The sequence below is a fragment of the Streptomyces sp. NPDC085944 genome, from assembly GCF_040686295.1.
In the GTDB taxonomy this organism is placed as follows: domain Bacteria; phylum Actinomycetota; class Actinomycetes; order Streptomycetales; family Streptomycetaceae; genus Streptomyces; species Streptomyces salinarius.
The window spans coordinates 51,470-68,420 of the sequence record NZ_JBFBJX010000025.1 but is presented as its reverse complement, the minus strand read 5'-3'; the positions used below and the strand labels follow the sequence as shown (position 1 = coordinate 68,420).

Sequence of the window (16,951 nt, the reverse complement as noted above, 5' to 3'; positions counted from 1 at the left end):
GCGGGTGGCCTCACCCAAGCAGGCCGGGCCCCACAGGTGACCTCACCCAAGCAGGCCGGGCCCCACAGGTGACCTCACCCAAGCAGGCCGGGCCCCACAGGTGACCTCACCCAAGCAGGCCGGGCCCCACGGACGACCCCGCACCCCCGCAGCCAGACCTCACGGACGACCCAGCACCCCCGCAGCCGGACCCCACGGGTGGCCTCACCCCCGCAGCCGGGCGGCGCAGTGCGGCCAGGCGGCGGCGCCGTTGCGTACGTACAGCTTCTGCGCCCGGTACGTCTGCTCCGCGGCCGACGCGTCCTGGGGGCGGCCCTCGCCGCCGAGGTCGTGCCAGGTGCCGGTGTCGAACTGGTAGAGGCCGCCGTACGTCCCCGACGGGTCGACGGCGTCCGGACGGCCGCCGGACTCGCAGGCGGCCAGGGCCTGCCAGTTCAGGCTGTCGGCGCCGTGCACGGAGGTCGGCCGGGGCCGGGTGCCGACCCGCACGATCCGCGGGGTGGGCTCGCGCACCACCTCGGTGCGCAGGCGGCGCGGCTTCTGGCGGACGCCGTTGACGGTGCGCAGGGCGTAGGTGGTGCGGCGCAGTCCGGGCCGGCCCGCCTGCTGGACGACCTCGGTGCCCCGGTAGAGGGTGGCGTCCTCGTCCCGTCGCTCGTCGAAGGGGATCGGGTCCTCGCGGACCTCCCGGGACCCGGTGATCCGCAGCACCGTGACGGTCTGCCCGTCACGCGGGAAGGCGGTCCCCGGGACGGAGGTGGTGTCCTCGCCGCGCAGGGTGACGCCGGCCTCCTCGACGACCTCGCGGACGGTCGCGGCGTTGGTGCGGACGGTGCGGGTCCGGCCGTCCGCCATGACGGTCACCACCCGCTCGGTGCGCACCACCAGAGCGAGACCCCCGCGGCCGATGCGCCGGGCGCGCTCGGTGGACACGTACGCGCCCTGGGTCCGTACACCGAGCTCCCGCAGCGCCCCCTCCACCGTCTCCGCGGTCGTCCACACCTGGCGCCGGTGGCCGTCGAGGGTGAGCAGCAGGGGACGCCCGTAGCGGACGGTGATGTCCTCGCCGCTGGTCAGCGGGGTGCCGCGGGCGGGGGCGATGACGTCGTGGGCGCCCACCTGGACGCCTTCCTCGGCGAGCAGTTCGGTCACGTCGTCGGCGAAGGTGTGCAGGGTGCGCGGGGTGCCGTCGACGGTCAGCTCGACGGCCTTGTCCTTGGCGACGAAAGCGGTGGTGCCGCCCGCGAGGAAGGCCACGACCAGCGCCCGCGGCAGCAGCCTGCGCAGGGAGGTGTCCGCGCGCCCCGCGCACCGGGCCCGCCGCCGGCGCCCGGCGCGCCCGTCGCCCGGCGCGCTCACCGGCCGGCCCTGCGGTGCGGTGCCCTGCCGGGGCACCGCGGGCGCGGGCCGGTACGGGTCGCCGTACCCGTACGGCAGGGTCGGCGCGCTGTGCACGTCGTACGGTGCGAGGTACTCGTGGGCCTCGTAGCCCTCGTACGCCTCGTACGCCTCTGCCGGCTCGAACTGCGTTCTGCTCACGCCCACACGCTCCAGGGTCCCGATCGGGCCCCCAGAACCTAGCGGAGCGCCGGTCACTCTCCCAAGCGACGCGACCACCCAGCGTGTCAGTAGCCGAAGGCGCGGGCCGTGTTGGCGGCGAGAGCGGTGGCCAGGGCGTCCTCGCCGACGCCCCGTACGTCCGCCATGGCACGCACCGTGACCGGCACCAGGTAGGGCGCGTTCGGCCGCCCCCGGTAGGGCACCGGCGTCAGGAAGGGCGCGTCGGTCTCCACCAGGACCAGCTCCGCCGGGGCCACGGCGAGGGCGTCGCGCAGGTTCTGGGCGTTCTTGAAGGTGACGTTGCCGGCGAAGGACATGTAGTACCCGGCGCGGGCGCAGACCTCGGCCATCTCGGCGTCACCGGAGTAGCAGTGGAAGACGGTGCGCTCGGGGGCGCCCTCCTCCTTGAGGACGCGCAGCACGTCGGCGTGGGCGTCGCGGTCGTGGATGACGAGGGCCTTGCCGTGCCGCTTGGCGATCTCGATGTGGGCGCGGAAGGAGCGCTCCTGGGCCTCCTTGCCCTCGGGGCCGGTGCGGAAGTAGTCAAGGCCCGTCTCGCCGACGCCCTTGACCTGCGGGAGTGCCGCGAGCCGGTCGATCTCGGCCAGCGCCTCGTCGAGCGCCGCGTCCCCGCCGGGCTGCCGCGCCCCCTGCCGGGACCAGCCGTCGGGGTCCCCGTGCACGATGCGCGGCGCCTCGTTCGGGTGCAGGGCGACGGCGGCGTGGACGGCGTCGTGGGCCGCCGCGGTCTCGGCGGCCCAGCGGGACCCGGCGAGGTCGCAGCCGACCTGGACGACGGTCGTGACGCCGACGGACGCGGCCTTGGCGAGCGCCTCGTCCACCGTGCCGGACTGCATGTCGAGGTGGGTGTGCGAGTCGGCGACCGGCACCCGGAGGGGCTCGGGGAGCGGGGGCGCGGCGTCCTTGTCGGACCGGCCCGAGGCGTTCGAAGGCATGCCTCGATCCTACGAAAGCTCCCGCGCGCCCCCGGAAGGCCGGCTAGCTCGCCCTGCGGCGGGGGCGGAGAGCGTGCAGGAGGTCGGTCAGGTGCCGCTGCCGGTGTCCGGCGTCGAGCCCCGGCGCCCCCGGCCCGGGCTGCTCGGGCACCTCCGGCGACGGCGGCACCACGGGCACCTCCAGCGGGCCGGCCGGCGGCACCCGGCGGGTCCGGTACTCGGTGCCGCGCACCGAGGCGACCCGCCCCGGGCGCATGATCCGTACGACGTGGTTGCCGCAGGTGGCGCAGGTCGGACGGGTCAGCGGGGAGGGCACGACGCGGCCGTCCACGACGTAGAGCACGAACTCGCGGCCGTCGGCGTCCGTGTGGTGCTCTATCTCGAACGACTGTTCCCAGCCGTGCCCGCAGCGCATGCAGGCGAAGGAGTACGACTCGTGGACGACGGCGGTGGCACCGGCACGCACTCCGGTCCGCACGCCGCTCTCCCTCATGCTCATCCCGGCTCCTTCGGTTCGTTCCGTTCCTTCGTCCAGTGGACTCCTCCACAGGCCGGAAAGCACCAGGCAAGGCCGAGTATTTGGGCCGTTTTGGGCTGCCCTTGGCGGGAGCCCCCGCAAGGTCAGCGGTGGGTCAAGGGCACGGCACCCAGGGTCAAGCGAAGCCCTTCAAATCCCCGCGTTCTTCTCCGCGTCCGTCTCTGCGTCCCCCTACGCGTCCTTCTCCGCGTTCTTGGCCGCCACGACCGCGTCGAACACCTCCCGCTTGGGCACGCCCGCCTGGGCGGCCACCGCCGCGATGGCCTCCTTGCGCCGCTCCCCCGCCTCCTCACGCACCCGCACCCGGCGCACCAGCTCCCCGGCGTCCACCTCCTCGGCCCCCTTGGCCGGCGCCCCCTCGACGACGACGGTGATCTCGCCCCGCACCCCTTCGCCGGCCCACTCGGCCAGCTCGCCCAGCCCGCCGCGCCTGACCTCCTCGTACGTCTTGGTCAGCTCCCGGCAGACGGCGGCCCGCCGGTCGGCGCCGAAGACCTCGGCCATAGCGGCGAGGGTGTCGTCGAGGCGGTGCGGGGCCTCGAAGTAGACGAGGGTCCGGCGCTCCCCGGCGACCTCGCGCAGCCGGGTCAGCCGCTCGCCGGCCTTGCGGGGCAGGAAGCCCTCGAAGCAGAACCGGTCGACCGGCAGCCCCGACAGGGCGAGCGCGGTCAGCACGGCGGACGGACCGGGGACGGCGGTGACGCGCACCCCGCGCTCGACGGCGGCGGCGACCAGCCGGTACCCGGGGTCGGACACGGACGGCATCCCGGCGTCGGTGACCAGCAGCACCCGCGCCCCGCCGGCCAGCTCCTCCACCAGCTCGGGCGTACGGGCGGACTCGTTGCCCTCGAAGTACGACACGACGCGCCCCGCGGGGGCGACGCCGAGCGCCTGGGTGAGCCGGCGCAGCCGCCGGGTGTCCTCGGCGGCGACGACGTCCGCACCGGCCAGTTCCGCGGCGAGCCGGGGCGGGGCGTCCTGGACGTCGCCGATGGGAGTGCCCGCGAGTACAAGGGTTCCAGTCACGCCCCCATCCTCCCAGTCCCCCCGGCCGCTCTTCCCGGAAGGGGAACGTATCCGCGCCCGGGAGGCCCATGCGCGGGACGCGCACAGCACGGTTCCCTACGATGGCGCGGTGACCAGTACCGCGTCCTCCACGGACACCCGGCAGGGCCAGGCCCCGCACGACGAGCGGCCCACCTGGCAGCAGCGGCTGCGCCGCTTCGGCTACCCGGCGTCGGCCGCGGCCGACGACGTCCGCGACCGGCTGGTGCCGCCGTACACGAGCCCGAGTCCGCGCCTGTGGGCGTTCCTGGGCCTGTCGAAGCCGTTCACCGGGCGGATCGTCCGCTGGTCGGCGTGGGGCGGCCCGCTGCTGGTGGCGCTGCTCGCGGGGGTGCTGCGGTTCTGGAACCTGGGCAGCCCGAAGGCGGTGATATTCGACGAGACGTACTACGCCAAGGACGCCTGGGCGCTGATCCACCGCGGTTTCGAGGTCAACTGGGACAAGAACGCCAACGACCTGATCCTGAACTCGGGCGGCGACGTCCCGATCCCGGCCGACGCGGCCTACGTCGTGCACCCGCCGGTCGGCAAGTACGTCATCGGCCTCGGCGAGCTGCTGTTCGGCTTCGACCCGTTCGGCTGGCGCTTCATGACGGCGCTGCTCGGCACCCTGTCGGTGCTGCTGCTGTGCCGGATCGGGCGGCGGCTGTTCCGCTCGACGTTCCTCGGCTGCCTGGCGGGCGCCCTGATGGCGCTGGACGGCCTGCACTTCGTGATGAGCCGCACCGCGCTGCTGGACAGCGTGCTGATGTTCTTCGTACTGGCCGCCTTCGGCTGCCTGGTCGTCGACCGCGACAAGGCCCGGGCGAGACTCGCCGCCGCGCTCCCGGTGGACGACGACGGCCGCGTCCGCCCCGACCCTCACGTCGCAAAGACCCTCCGCCTCGGGTGGCGCCCCTGGCGTCTGGCGGCGGGCCTGATGCTGGGCCTGGCGACGGCCACGAAGTGGAACGGCCTGTACATCATGGCGGCCTTCTGCGTGATGGCCGTCCTGTGGGACGTAGGCTCCCGCCGCGTGGCCGGCGCCCACCACCCCTACCGCGCCGTACTCCGCCACGACCTGGGCTGGGCCTTCCTCTCCACGATCCCGGTGGCCCTTGCGACGTACCTCCTCTCCTGGCTCGGCTGGATCCTCTCCCCCTCCGACGGCACCGGCGGCTACTACCGCGACTGGGCGGCCAAGGACGGCGCGAACAGCTCCTGGTCGTGGCTCTTCCCCGACTGGTGGCGCAGCCTGTGGCACTACGAGACCCAGGTCCTGGAGTTCCACACCCACCTCACCTCGCCCCACACGTACCAGTCCAACCCGTGGAGCTGGATCGTCATGGGCCGCCCGGTCTCCTACTTCTACGAGTCCCCCTCGGCGGGCTCGGACGGCTGCCCGGTCGACGCGGGCGAGAAGTGCGCCCGCGAGGTCCTGGCCCTGGGCACGCCGCTCCTGTGGTGGGTGGGCTGCTTCGCCCTGCTGTACGTCCTGTGGCGCTGGTTCTTCCGCCGGGACTGGCGCGCGGGCGCGATCGCCTGCGGCGTGGCCGCCGGCTACCTCCCCTGGTTCCTGTACCAGGAGCGCACGATCTTCGTCTTCTACGCCGTCGTCTTCGTCCCGTTCTTGTGCCTGGCGGTGGCGATGCTCCTGGGGGCGATCATCGGCCGCCCGGGCTGCACGGACACCCGCCGGGTGGCGGGCGCGACGGGAGCGGGCGTCCTGGTGCTGCTCATCGCGTGGAACTTCATCTACTTCTGGCCCCTGTACACCGGCACGGCGATCCCGATGGAGGAGTGGCGGGCCCGGATGTGGCTGGACACGTGGGTCTAATGCTGTGACCAGGAAGGTTTACGGGTGCCTCGAAATCGTTGGACGTCCCTTGGGTGAGCCGGCGAGCCTGCGCAGGTGGCAGATGAAGCCGACGACCGGGGACCGATCACATGGAGCCCGGAGTGTGTACGTTTCGTCGAACTGTCGGGCGGGGCGATGTCCGCTCTGCTCGACGGTGACCTGCCTGAAGCCGGGAGGGTGGCCGGGGTTTGGCTGACCGAGTGTTTCGTGACCGACGCAGCACGGTGGCTGTGGCGGTTCCGGCTCGATCAGATGACCGCCGACCCCGGACGCGCGCCGTGGATGGTGCGGCAAGCGGTCGTGGGCGACAGGGGTCTCGTCGTCGGGCACGCGGGCTTCCACGGGCCGCCGGGCGAGGTCGGCATGGTCGAGATCCGCCTTCAGCGTCTGTGTCGCCGCAGCCGTGGCAGGGATTCGGGCGACCCGGAGCATGAGCCGGTGACCGCCGAGCGGGTATGAGAAGCGGCCACCCGGCCGATCATTCGTCCGAGGCGAGGGACAGCAACCGCACCGGGCGCCCTTTCCAGACCTCTGGGCTGACGGTCGCTACAACAGCGCCGTGCGGGCGCTCCTCCGACGGCTGGGCGACATGCTGCGTGTGCGGGAGTCCCCACCCCTCCCTGCCCGACAGGCTCAGCACAGCACTCAGGTCCAGGGGGAGGATGTCAACTGCCGGAAGCTGTGCGACGTGCTCAGCCAGCCCCGGATATGTCCGGTCCGCCTCCACCAGCGCGCACGCCGCCGCGTACAAGCGGGTCCCGGGGCTGCTGGTGGCCTGGTAGACCAAGCGGGACACCAACGGGTTGCCTCGCAGGGAAACCAGCGCGCCGGTGTCCAGCACGATGTGCAGATCGTTCACGCGACTGCGGCCTCCGCGATACGGCGAGCGAGGATCGCATCCGCCTCGGCGTCTGGCACGGCAGGATCGTATCCGGTCCACTCCTGGAGGATCTGCCGCGTACGCTCGGCTTCCTCGGCCCGCTCGGCCGGAGTCCTGACCGTCTCCGCGAGCTGATCCAGCCAGGCACGCAGGCTCATCCCCTCGGCTTCGGCGACGGAGGCAAGTCGGTCACGGGTCTCGGACCGTGCGCGAATGGTGGCATCTGACATGCTCTGCCCCTTCCTGGAACAAGGCTGCATCCAGACCTCTCACTCTACCCGTGTACGCACACGTACACGTACACATCGCACCTTGAGGCGATCCGAGGCGCCCCCGGGTCTCCTTTAGGCCACCAATCGGAAACAGCCGTACCGCTGGTCACCCCCTGCGCATAGAGTGCCCCTACAACTACTTCTGAACGCGTTCAAGAAAGCGGCGGAAGGTCCGACGGGGAGGGGGCTGCCGATGGGCAGGGGGGTCAAGGTCGCCGTCATAGGCGGGGTGTTCGCCGTGATGGTGGGGGGTGCCGGGTACGGCGCCTACAACGTGGTGTCGGCGCTGGACGGGGACGGGGGGCCGTCCGGGTCGGAGACCAAGAGCGGTCCGCCGGGCAAGGACGAGGTCGCTCAGACCAGCGAGAAGTTCTTCGCGGCCTGGGAGAAGGGCGACGCGACGACCGCCGCGTCGTACACGAACAACGCCTCCGTCGCCGGGACCCTGCTGACCGCCTACGGCGAGGACGCGCACATCACCGGCGTCGAGATCACGCCGGGCACGGCGGCCGGCACCTCCGTGCCGTTCACCGTGAAGGCGCAGGTGGCGTACGAGGGGACGACCAAACCGATCGACTACAAGAGCACGCTGACCGTGGTGCGCGGGGAGACCACCGGGCGGGCGCTGGTGGACTGGAAGCCCTCCGTCGTCCACCCGGACCTGAAGGACGGGGACACCCTGGTCACCGCGGAGTCGGCGACCCCGCAGATCCAGGCCGTCGGCCGCAACGGCACCGTGCTGAGCAAGGAGAAGTATCCCTCGCTCGGGCCGGTCCTCGCCAAACTCCGGGAGAAGTACGGCGACCAGGCCGGCGGCACCCCCGGCGTCGAGCTTGCGGTCCGGCACACGGCCACGCAGGCGCCGGACACCCCGCTGCTGACACTGACCGAGGGCAGGCCCGGCAAGCTCAGGACAACGCTCAGCGCGAGCGTGCAGGCGGCGGCCGAGAAGGCGGTGAAGCGCTACGACAAGTCCTCCGTGGTCGCCGTGAAGCCGAGCACCGGAGAAGTGCTGGCCGTGGCGAACAACCGCGCGGACGGGTTCAACGCGGCCTTCCAGGGCACCGTCGCACCCGGCTCCACCATGAAGATCATCACCGCCGCCATGCTCATCGACAACGGCGTGACCGACATGAACGGCCCGGCGCCCTGCCCGGAGACGGCGGTCTGGAAGAGCCAGACCTTCCACAACCTCACCACCATGAAGCCCAACGAGAGCGCCACCCTCGCCAACACCTTCATGCGCTCCTGCAACACCGGCTTCATCAAACTCATCGACGAGGTCACCGACTCCTCGCTCACCGAGGAGGCCCAGGAGCGCTTCGGGCTCGGACAGGACAACTGGCAGACGGGCATCGCCTCCTTCGACGGCAGCGTTCCCGCCTCCCCGGGGCCGGACCGCGCGGCCAACGCGATCGGGCAGGGCAAGGTCCAGATGAACCCGCTGAACATGGCCTCGGTCACCGCGACCGCCATCACCGGCGAGTTCCGCCAGCCCTACCTGGTGCCGTTCGACCTGGACGGCCGGAAGCCGGCCACCGCCAAGGGGCTGCCGAAGAGCACGGCCTCCCAGCTCAAGCAGATGATGCGGCTCACCGCAACGCAGGGCACCGCGGTGAACGCCATGTCCGGGCTCCACGGCGACATCGGCGCCAAGACCGGGTCGGCCGAGGTCGACGGGCACGAGGTCTCGGACTCCTGGTTCACCGGCTTCCGCGACGACGTCGCGGCGGCGGCCATGGTCCAGGGGGGTGGCCACGGCGGCGACGCGGCGGGGCCGATCGTCGCGGACGTGCTCCGAGTGGGCGGCTGACGCGGACCCGTGGCCATGGGTGGCCCTACTGTGGTCGCCGTTGCCGGAACCGGCACCCCAGGCACGCACGTCACTGAAGGCACCGTAGTCGTCGAGGCACCGAGGAACGGGACACCGTGGGCAGCAGAAGGGCCGCCGCCGAGCGGCGCAGGACGAAACCCGCCGTGATCGGCAGCGTGGCCGCGGTCGTCGTGGCCGGTGCCGGCTTCGGTGCCTACGCGGTGTACGGCGGCGACGCGGGCGGCGAGGACTCCGCACGGACGAAGTCGGCGGCGGCCGCCGAGAAGGTGAAGTCGGGTCCGCCGACGGCGGCCGAGGTCGCCTCGGCGGCCCAGCGGTTCCTGACCGCCTGGCAGCAGGGCGACGTGGCCGGGGCGGCCGCCGCGACCGACGACGCCGAGGCCGCGAAGGCCCTGCTCACCGGGTACGCCAAGGACGCCCACGTCAAGGACGCCACCTTCACCGCGGGCACCCCGGCCGGGGCGAAGGTCCCGTTCTCCGTGAAGGCCACCGTCGCCTACGAGAAGACGTCCGAACCGCTGGCGTACGACAGCGCGCTGACCGTCGTGCGCCGGGCCGGCGACGGCGAACCCCGCGTCGACTGGCACGCCTCCGTCGTCCACCCACAACTGCGGGACGGCGACCGGCTGGTCACCGGCAAGGCCGGTGACCCGCCGGTGAAGGCGCTGGACCGGGACGGCGGGGAGATCACCGCCGCGAAGTACCCGTCCCTCGGCACCGTCCTGGACGGCCTGCGCGACAAGTACGGCAAGAAGGCCGGCGGCACCCCGGGCATCGAACTGCGCGTGGTGCGCGGCGAGAAGGCCGGTGACGGGAAGGGCGCGCAGGAGTCCGGGGCCGGCGAGGTCGCCGACAAGACGCTGCTGGAGCTGAGCAAGGGCACCCCCGGCACGCTGAGGACGACACTCGACCCCGCGCTCCAGGCCGCCGCCGAGCAGCAGGTGGACGGCAAGAAGGGGGCGTCAGTGGTGCTGATGCGCGCCTCCACCGGCGAGATCCTCGCGGTCGCCAACGGCGGGCACGGCTTCAACACCGCCTTCCTGGGCTCGCTCGCCCCCGGCTCCACCATGAAGGTCGTCACCGCCTCGATGCTGCTCGAGAAGGACCTGGCGTCGGTGAACGAGAAGCACCCGTGCCCCAAGTACTTCACCTACGGCGGCTGGAAGTTCCAGAACGACGACAAGTTCGAGATCAAGGACGGCACCTTCAAGGCGAGCTTCGCCCGTTCCTGCAACACCGCCTTCATCAGCCGGGCCCCCGAGTTGAAGGACGACGACCTGACCCGGCAGGCCAAGGAGGTCTTCGGCCTGTCCATGAACAACTGGTCGGTCGGCGTGTCCACCTTCGACGGCCGGGTGCCGGTGCAGAGCAAGGCCCAGATGGCGGCCTCCCTCATCGGCCAGGGCGGCGTGCGGATGAACCCGCTGAACATGGCGTCGGTGTCGGCGACCGTGAAGTCGGGCAGCTTCCACCAGCCGTACCTGGTCGCCCCGTCGGTCGACGGGCGCAGGCTCGCCACCGCCTCGCGCACGATGTCGGGCAGCACCCTCGCCGCGCTGCGCGAGCTGATGTCCTACACGGCGGCGTACGGCACCGCGGCGGAGGCGATGGCCGGGGTGGGCGGTGACGCCGGCGCCAAGACCGGGTCGGCGGAGGTCGACGGGCAGGAGAAGCCCAACGGGTGGTTCACGGCGTACCGGGGCGACCTCGCCGCGGCGGGCGTGGTCCAGCAGGGCGGGCACGGCGGCGACACGGCCGGACCGATCGTCGCGGCGCTGCTCAAGGCGGGCGGCTGACCCGCCCGGGGTTCAGTGGGCCACCGGCTGTGCGGCAGGGGCCGCCTGGTGGGTGCGGCGCAGGAAGCGGATGAGTGCCTTGTTCTCGAACTGGACCACCGAGCAGCCCTGCGGCGAGTGGAACTCGACCACGGCCTGCACCCGTCCGCACGGCCACACCCGCACCTCGCCGCTCCCGGCGGGCGCGCGCAGGCCCTGCTCCAGCAGCGCGCGGGGAAAGGTCCACTCGCGGGAGCGGGACGCCCGGCCGTCCCTGGCGGGCAGGGCGACGCACACCGTCGAGGGGTCGCGCTCGGGGTCGTAGCGCAGCACGACGGGTATCGCTCCGCCGTCGTCCTGGTCGGGGCGGTCCGCGTCCGTCAGGATGTGGGCTTGTGCGTACTGTTCGACTACGGACATGGGGTCGCCCCTTACGCTCTGCCACCTGTGGTGAAGCTGTGGTTCCACCTCCACTCCAATGTCCCATATTTCCCGGCTCACGCCCCGATGAGCCGAACATCACATGTGAGGTCAGCCTTTACCTCGCTCTTGCGAACGAGTTGCAACAGGTCTCTATCATCGAACCGTGCATGTACCCGACGGATTCATCAACGCCCCGACCTCCGCCGTGACCGGGGTCGTCGCCGCGGGCGCCATCGCGGTCAGCCTGCGCGGCGCGCGCCGCGAGCAGGGGGGCACCTCCCGCTCGAGCGCAGCCGAGAGTGGGGGAGAGCGGACGGCGCCCCTGGCGGGGCTGGTCGCGGCATTCATCTTCGCGGTGCAGATGCTGAACTTCCCGGTCGCGGCCGGGACCAGCGGACATCTGCTCGGCGGCGCCCTCGCGGCCATCCTGGTCGGGCCCTTCACGGGCGTGTTGTGCGTCTCCGTCGTCCTGCTCATGCAGGGCATCCTCTTCGCCGACGGCGGCCTGACCGCGCTCGGCGTCAACATCACCGACATGGCGATCGTCACCACGGTCGTCGCCTACGCCCTCTTCCGGGGCCTGGTGAAGGTCCTGCCGCGCACCCGGCGCTCGGTCACCGTCGCCTCCTTCGTCGCCGCGCTCGTCTCCGTCCCGGCCGCCGCCCTCGCCTTCACGGTCCTGTACTGGATCGGCGGCACCACGGACGTCTCCATCGGCAAGGTCGCCACCGCGATGATCGGCGTCCACGTGCTGATCGGCATCGGCGAGGCCGTGATCACCGCGCTGACCGTCGGCGCCGTCATCGCCGTACGCCCGGACCTGGTGTACGGGGCGCGCGGGCTGCAGCAGCGGCTCAAGCTGCGGGTGAACGGCGAACTGGTCGACGCCCCCGGCGCCCCGGGCCCGGCGCCCGCCCCCGTCGCCGCCCGCTCGCACCGCAAGATGTGGATCACCGGCCTCGTCGCCTCCCTGGTCCTGGCCGGCTTCGTCAGCTTCTACGCCTCCGCCGACCCGGACGGCCTGGAGAAGGTCGCCGCCGACAAGGGCATCGACGAGAAGGCCGAGGAGCACGCGGCCGCCGACTCCCCGCTCGCCGACTACGGCGTCCAGGACATTGCCGACGCCCGGATCTCCGGCGGCCTCGCCGGCGTGATCGGCGTCGGTGTCACCGTCGTCGCGGGCAGCGCCGTGTTCTGGTCGGTGCGCAGGCGCCGCAGCGACGACGCCTCCCCGGCCGGCACCGAGACGACCGTCTGACATGGGCGCCGGCCACGCTCATCGGCTCTACCGGCACGGCCATTCCCCCGTGCACGGGCTGCCGTCGCACACCAAGCTCGCCGCCGCCTTCGCCTTCGTGGTCGTCGTGGTGTCGACGCCGCGCGAGGCGATGTGGGCCTTCGGCGTCTACGCGCTGCTGCTCGCGGCCGTGGCGTACGCGGCGCGCGTGCCGTCCGGCTTCCTGTTCAAACGGCTGCTGATCGAGGTGCCGTTCGTCGCGTTCGCGGTGCTCATGCCGTTCGTGGCGGAGGGCGAGCGGGTCGACGTGCTCGGCCTGTCCCTGAGCGTCAGCGGCCTGTGGGGCGCCTGGAACGTCCTGGCCAAGGGCACCCTGGGCGTCGCCGCCTCGGTGATCCTCGCCGCCACGACCGAGCTGCGGGACCTCCTCCTCGGGCTGCAGCGGCTGAAGCTGCCCCCGCTGCTGGTGCAGATCGCGTCGTTCATGATCCGCTACGGCGACGTCATCACGGACGAGATGCGGCGGATGCGGATCGCCCGGGAATCCCGGGGCTTCGAGGCCAAGGGCGTACGGCACTGGGGCGTGCTCGCCAAGTCCGCGGGGGCGCTGTTCATCCGCTCCTACGAGCGCGGCGAACGCGTCCACCTGGCCATGGTCAGCCGCGGGTACGCCGGTTCGATGCCGGTCATCGACGAGGTGACCGCGGACCGGGCGCAGTGGTCGTACGCGCTGGCCCTCCCGTGTGCGGCGCTCGTCGTGTGTCTGCTGGGATGGGTGCTGTGACCGACCCAGTGACAGATTCCGTGACCGGCCCCGAAGCAGACGCCGTGACCGGCGCGCCCGCCTCCCTCGACGTCTCCGGCCTCGCCTTCGCCTACCCCGACGGCCATCAGGCCCTGTTCGGCGTGGACTTCTCCGTCGCGCGCGGCGAGCGGGTCGCGCTGCTCGGGCCCAACGGCGCGGGCAAGACCACCCTCGTCCTGCACCTCAACGGCATCCTGACCGGCGGCACGGGCACGGTCGCGGTGGCCGGGCTGCCGGTCGACAAGCGGAACATGGCTCAGATCCGGCGCCGGGTCGGGATCGTCTTCCAGGACCCGGACGACCAGCTCTTCATGCCGACCGTGCGCGAGGACGTGGCGTTCGGACCGGCGGCGGCCGGGGTGCAGGGCGCGGCGCTGGAGGCCTGCGTCGACCGGGCGCTCACGCTGGTCGGCATGGCGGAGTTCAAGGACCGGCCCCCGCACCACCTCTCCTTCGGCCAGCGGCGCCGGGTGGCGGTGGCGACCGTGCTCGCCATGGAGCCGGAGATCCTGGTCCTGGACGAACCCTCCTCCAACCTCGACCCGGCCTCCCGCCGCGAACTCGCCGACATCCTGCGCTCCCTGGACGTCACGGTCCTGATGGTCACCCACGACCTGCCCTACGCCCTGGAGCTGTGTCCCCGCGCCCTGATCCTCAGCGACGGGGTGATCGCCGCCGACGGTCCGACGGCACAGCTGCTGTCGGACGACGCGCTGATGCGCGCCCACCGCCTGGAGCTGCCCTTCGGTTTCGACCCGCGGTCGGTGGCGACCGGCGGGTGAGGAATGGTGGACGGTCCGGGGCGGTTGCATCCACCGTCACCAGCGGCCGGAAGGGACGTAGCGAAGTGGACACGGACGTGGACGTGCACGGCACGGTGGCCGAGGGCTTCGAGCCGGTGAGGGACGCGTTCGTACGGAACTTCGCCGCGCTCGGCGAGCGCGGCGCGGCCGTCGCCGTCTACCGGGACGGGCGCAAGGTCGTCGACCTGTGGGGCGGCACCAGGGACGTCGACGGCACGGCCGGCACCGAGCCGTGGCGCCGGGGCACCGCCCAGGTGGTCCGTTCGGCGACCAAGGGCGTCGCCGCCGCCGTACCGCTGCTGCTGCACCGGCGCGGGGAGCTGGACCTGGACGCGCCGGTGGGCGAGTACTGGCCGGAGTTCAAGGCGCACGGCAAGGAGCGGGTGCTGGTCCGGCACGTGCTGAACCACCGGGCCGGGCTGCCGGTCCTGGACCGTCCGCTCACCCCCGAGGAGGCCCTGGACCCGCTTCGGGGCCCCGCGGCCGTCGCCGCCCAGGCGCCCGTGTGGGAGCCGGGCACCGATCACGGTTACCACGCGCTGACCTACGGCTGGCTCCTCGACGAGCTGGTCCGCCGGGTGACGGGCGGGCGGGGCGCCGGGCAGTGGATCGCGGACGAGATCGCCCGGCCTCTCGGCCTGGACCTGTGGGTGGGGCTGCCCGAGGCGGAGGAGGCGGCGGGCCGGGCCGGACGGGTCGGGCGCCTCGACGAGCCCGGGCCGTCGGGGAACGGCCCGCGGCTGCGTCCCAAGCGCGCGGTCACCGAGGCCTACGGGAACCCGGACTCCCTCACCCGGCGCGCCTTCGCCGCGATCACCCCGTTCCCCGACCAGAACGACCCCGTGTACCGCGCCGCCTCGCTCCCGGCCGCCAACGGCATCGCCACGGCCGACGGTCTGGCCCGCTTCTACGCGGCGCTGATCGGCGAGGTCGACGGCGTGACGCGGAGCGTGCGGCTGTTCGACCGGGCGACGATGGAGCTGGCCCGGGCCGAGGAGTCCGCCGGGCCGGACCGGATCCTGGTCGTGGGCACCCGGTTCGGCCTCGGCTACATGCTGCACGGCAGCGCGTCCCCGTTCCTGTCGCCCGGCTCCTTCGGCCACCCGGGCCGCGGCGGCTCCCTCGGCTTCGCCGACCCGGAGGCCGGCATCGCGCTGGGCTACGTCACCAACGGCTTCCGCAAGACGGTGACGGCGGACCCGCGGGCGCAGGCGCTGGTACGGGCGGTACGCGCGTCGCTCGGCGGGAGCGGCTCAGACGTGGATCGGGTGTGAGGTCCGCCCCGACGCCGCGTCGATCTCGTCGTGCGCCTTGGTGAGCAGCTGCATCGCCAGCTCGTTCAACGCGCGTGCCCCCGCGACCTCTTCGCCGACCCGTGGCTGCTGGGAGTCGACCCGGTGGCGGCTGGCGTGGCCGTGCGCGCGGACCTCGGTACCGTCGGGGAGCCGCACCATCGCGACCGCCCGCGTGTGCTGGTCGTCCTCCATGAACTCCATGTCGACGTGCCATCCCACTGTGGTGTGCATCATGACGATCACCTCCGGAACATCTCCTTCCAGGGTGCGCCTCCCCACGGCGGTCCGCACCACTCCGGCCGCCCCGGCCGTTCCGGCTATCCGGTGCGCAGCATCAGCCCGATCCCGACGACGAGGAGGCCCGCCGCCGCGATCCGGGGCGCGCCGAACCGCTCCTTGAAGAAGACGGCCCCGATCGCGGCGCCGACCAGGATGGACGACTCGCGCAGCGCGGCGATGGGGGCGAGTTCGGCGCGGGTCTGCGCCCACAGGACCAGGGCGTAGGCGGTGACGGACAGGGCCGCGCCGAGCAGTCCGAGGCGGGCGTGCGGCCCAAGCAGCGCCCGGGCCCCGGCGCGGTGGCGGTACAGGAAGTACGCCGGCAGGACCGTCCCCTGCACCGCCATCAGCCAGGCGATGTACCCGAGGGAGGTCCCGGAGGCGCGTACGCCGAGGCCGTCGACGACCGTGTACGCCGCGATGGTCACGCCGGTCGCCAGGGCGGCGCCGATGGCCGCCCAGTCGGGCCGGCGTCCGCGCAGCCCCCACAGGGCGACGCCGGTCAGCCCCGCGCAGGAGACCAGGATGCCCGCGGCGGCCCAGCCGTCCGGCACCTCGTGGGCGAAGACGGCGGCGAGGACGGTGACCAGCAGCGGCGCGCTGCCGCGGGCGATCGGGTAGGCCTGGCCGAAGTCGCCCAGCCGGAAGGACCGCATCAGCAGGGCGTAGTAGGCGATGTGGACGGCGGCGGAGACCAGCAGGTACGGCCACGCGCCGGCCGCCGGGAAGGCCGTGAACGGCAGCAGCGCGAGCCCGATGAGCATCCCGCCGCCGGAGATCAGCGCGAAGCCGGTGAGCTTGTCGGTGATCCGGTGGGCGATGGCGTTCCAGCCGGCGTGGGTGACCGCCGCGAGCAGCACGGCGGCGGTGACCAGTGGGGTCACGCCGAGCGCTCGCGCACGTCCACGAGGGTGGCGCCGGCGGTGGCGACGAGCTCCTTGGGCTCCATCGGGAAGACGGCGTACGGGGTCCCGGCGGCGGCCCAGACGGTCTCGTGGTCGAGCAGGGACCGGTCGGCCAGCACCCGGGTCCTGGTCCGGTGCCCGAAGGGCGGCACCCCGCCGATCGCGTAGCCGGTGGTCTCCCGTACGACGTCGGCCTTGGCCCGCGTGACCTTCTCGGCGCCGAGTTCCTCGCGGACCCGGTCCAGGTCGACGCGGGAGGCGCCGTCCATGAGGACCAGGACGGGGGCCCCGTCCGCGGCGAAGATGAGCGACTTGCAGATCTGGCTCAGCTCGCACCCGATCGCGGCGGCGGCCTCGGTGGCGGTGCGGGTGGCCTCCGGGAAGCGCCTCGCCCGCTCGGCCAGGTCGCCGAGGCCGAGTTCGCGCAGGGCGGCGGCGAAGCGGGGATGGGCGGCGGAGCCGGAGGCGTCGTCGGTCGTCGTCATGG

General features: G+C 72.8%; 18 protein-coding genes. 8 read left to right on the top strand and 10 right to left on the bottom strand.

The genetic code is table 11. The features are described from left to right. Positions 1-204: 204 nt before the first annotated feature. The 4 genes from AB0P07_RS33550 to rsmI all read right to left on the bottom strand — a co-directional run bounded on the left by AB0P07_RS33550 (position 205) and on the right by rsmI (position 4,080). Entirely contained in the window at positions 205-1,539 is a 1,335-nt protein-coding gene (locus tag AB0P07_RS33550; protein ID WP_365557395.1) for a ubiquitin-like domain-containing protein, read from the bottom strand. 86 nt (positions 1,540-1,625) lie between these two features. Beyond that, positions 1,626-2,516, bottom strand: a complete 891-nt coding sequence (locus AB0P07_RS33545) for a TatD family hydrolase (protein WP_365557393.1) — start codon at positions 2,514-2,516, stop codon at positions 1,626-1,628. 43 nt (positions 2,517-2,559) lie between these two features. Then, positions 2,560-3,015 carry a hypothetical protein gene (locus AB0P07_RS33540; RefSeq protein ID WP_365557392.1) on the bottom strand — a complete coding sequence of 152 codons (456 nt, stop codon included), beginning with the start codon at positions 3,013-3,015 and terminating at the stop codon, positions 2,560-2,562. 210 nt (positions 3,016-3,225) lie between these two features. Then, complete coding sequence (gene rsmI / locus AB0P07_RS33535; RefSeq protein WP_365557390.1) at positions 3,226-4,080, bottom strand: 16S rRNA (cytidine(1402)-2'-O)-methyltransferase; 855 nt, start codon at positions 4,078-4,080, stop codon at positions 3,226-3,228. 109 nt (positions 4,081-4,189) lie between these two features. On the opposite strand from rsmI, the gene AB0P07_RS33530 reads away from it, so the two are divergent. Both AB0P07_RS33530 and AB0P07_RS33525 read left to right on the top strand, forming a co-directional pair. After that, positions 4,190-5,935: a phospholipid carrier-dependent glycosyltransferase gene (locus AB0P07_RS33530; protein WP_365557387.1), complete on the top strand. Its 1,746-nt coding sequence runs from the start codon at positions 4,190-4,192 to the stop codon at positions 5,933-5,935. A gap of 75 nt (positions 5,936-6,010) precedes the next feature. Continuing rightward, complete coding sequence (locus AB0P07_RS33525) at positions 6,011-6,415, top strand: hypothetical protein (protein WP_365557385.1); 405 nt, start codon at positions 6,011-6,013, stop codon at positions 6,413-6,415. Between the two features lie 19 nt (positions 6,416-6,434). Here the strand turns inward: AB0P07_RS33525 and AB0P07_RS33520 are convergent, their stop codons facing one another. Both AB0P07_RS33520 and AB0P07_RS33515 read right to left on the bottom strand, forming a co-directional pair. Beyond that, entirely contained in the window at positions 6,435-6,815 is a 381-nt protein-coding gene (locus tag AB0P07_RS33520) for a hypothetical protein (RefSeq protein WP_365557382.1), read from the bottom strand. Further along, complete coding sequence (locus tag AB0P07_RS33515; protein WP_365557380.1) at positions 6,812-7,066, bottom strand: hypothetical protein; 255 nt, start codon at positions 7,064-7,066, stop codon at positions 6,812-6,814. The genes AB0P07_RS33520 and AB0P07_RS33515 overlap by 4 nt, the downstream gene beginning before the upstream one ends. A gap of 235 nt (positions 7,067-7,301) precedes the next feature. Between AB0P07_RS33515 and AB0P07_RS33510 the strand changes: the two genes are divergently transcribed. Both AB0P07_RS33510 and AB0P07_RS33505 read left to right on the top strand, forming a co-directional pair. After that, positions 7,302-8,921: a penicillin-binding transpeptidase domain-containing protein gene (locus AB0P07_RS33510; RefSeq protein ID WP_365557378.1), complete on the top strand. Its 1,620-nt coding sequence runs from the start codon at positions 7,302-7,304 to the stop codon at positions 8,919-8,921. Positions 8,922-9,037: 116 nt separating this feature from the next. Next, positions 9,038-10,738 carry a penicillin-binding transpeptidase domain-containing protein gene (locus AB0P07_RS33505; protein ID WP_365557375.1) on the top strand — a complete coding sequence of 567 codons (1,701 nt, stop codon included), beginning with the start codon at positions 9,038-9,040 and terminating at the stop codon, positions 10,736-10,738. A 12-nt stretch (positions 10,739-10,750) separates the two neighbouring features. Here AB0P07_RS33505 and AB0P07_RS33500 read toward each other — a convergent pair whose 3' ends face one another. Further along, positions 10,751-11,137 carry an SsgA family sporulation/cell division regulator gene (locus tag AB0P07_RS33500; RefSeq protein WP_365557373.1) on the bottom strand — a complete coding sequence of 129 codons (387 nt, stop codon included), beginning with the start codon at positions 11,135-11,137 and terminating at the stop codon, positions 10,751-10,753. Between the two features lie 166 nt (positions 11,138-11,303). On the opposite strand from AB0P07_RS33500, the gene AB0P07_RS33495 reads away from it, so the two are divergent. The 4 genes from AB0P07_RS33495 to AB0P07_RS33480 all read left to right on the top strand — a co-directional run bounded on the left by AB0P07_RS33495 (position 11,304) and on the right by AB0P07_RS33480 (position 15,259). Further along, a complete protein-coding gene (locus AB0P07_RS33495; RefSeq protein WP_365557370.1) occupies positions 11,304-12,398 on the top strand; it encodes an energy-coupling factor ABC transporter permease in 1,095 nt (364 codons plus the stop codon). Between the two features lies 1 nt (position 12,399). Next, the gene (cbiQ, locus tag AB0P07_RS33490; RefSeq protein ID WP_365557368.1) at positions 12,400-13,161 is read left to right on the top strand and encodes a cobalt ECF transporter T component CbiQ; all 762 of its coding nucleotides are present in this window, start codon (positions 12,400-12,402) and stop codon (positions 13,159-13,161) included. Between the two features lie 44 nt (positions 13,162-13,205). Then, on the top strand, positions 13,206-13,964 hold the full coding sequence (locus tag AB0P07_RS33485) for an ABC transporter ATP-binding protein (RefSeq protein WP_365557365.1): 759 nt from the start codon (positions 13,206-13,208) through the stop codon (positions 13,962-13,964). A gap of 77 nt (positions 13,965-14,041) precedes the next feature. Then, a complete protein-coding gene (locus AB0P07_RS33480; RefSeq protein WP_365557417.1) occupies positions 14,042-15,259 on the top strand; it encodes a serine hydrolase domain-containing protein in 1,218 nt (405 codons plus the stop codon). Here the strand turns inward: AB0P07_RS33480 and AB0P07_RS33475 are convergent. From AB0P07_RS33475 to AB0P07_RS33465, 3 genes are all read right to left on the bottom strand, one after another. Further along, a complete protein-coding gene (locus AB0P07_RS33475; protein ID WP_365557363.1) occupies positions 15,239-15,514 on the bottom strand; it encodes a DUF1876 domain-containing protein in 276 nt (91 codons plus the stop codon). The genes AB0P07_RS33480 and AB0P07_RS33475 overlap by 21 nt on opposite strands. 83 nt (positions 15,515-15,597) lie before the next feature. Further along, on the bottom strand, positions 15,598-16,443 hold the full coding sequence (locus tag AB0P07_RS33470) for an EamA family transporter (RefSeq protein WP_365557360.1): 846 nt from the start codon (positions 16,441-16,443) through the stop codon (positions 15,598-15,600). Beyond that, positions 16,440-16,949: a YbaK/EbsC family protein gene (locus tag AB0P07_RS33465; protein WP_365557357.1), complete on the bottom strand. Its 510-nt coding sequence runs from the start codon at positions 16,947-16,949 to the stop codon at positions 16,440-16,442. Before AB0P07_RS33465 ends, AB0P07_RS33470 begins: the two co-directional genes overlap by 4 nt. Positions 16,950-16,951 lie beyond the last annotated feature (2 nt).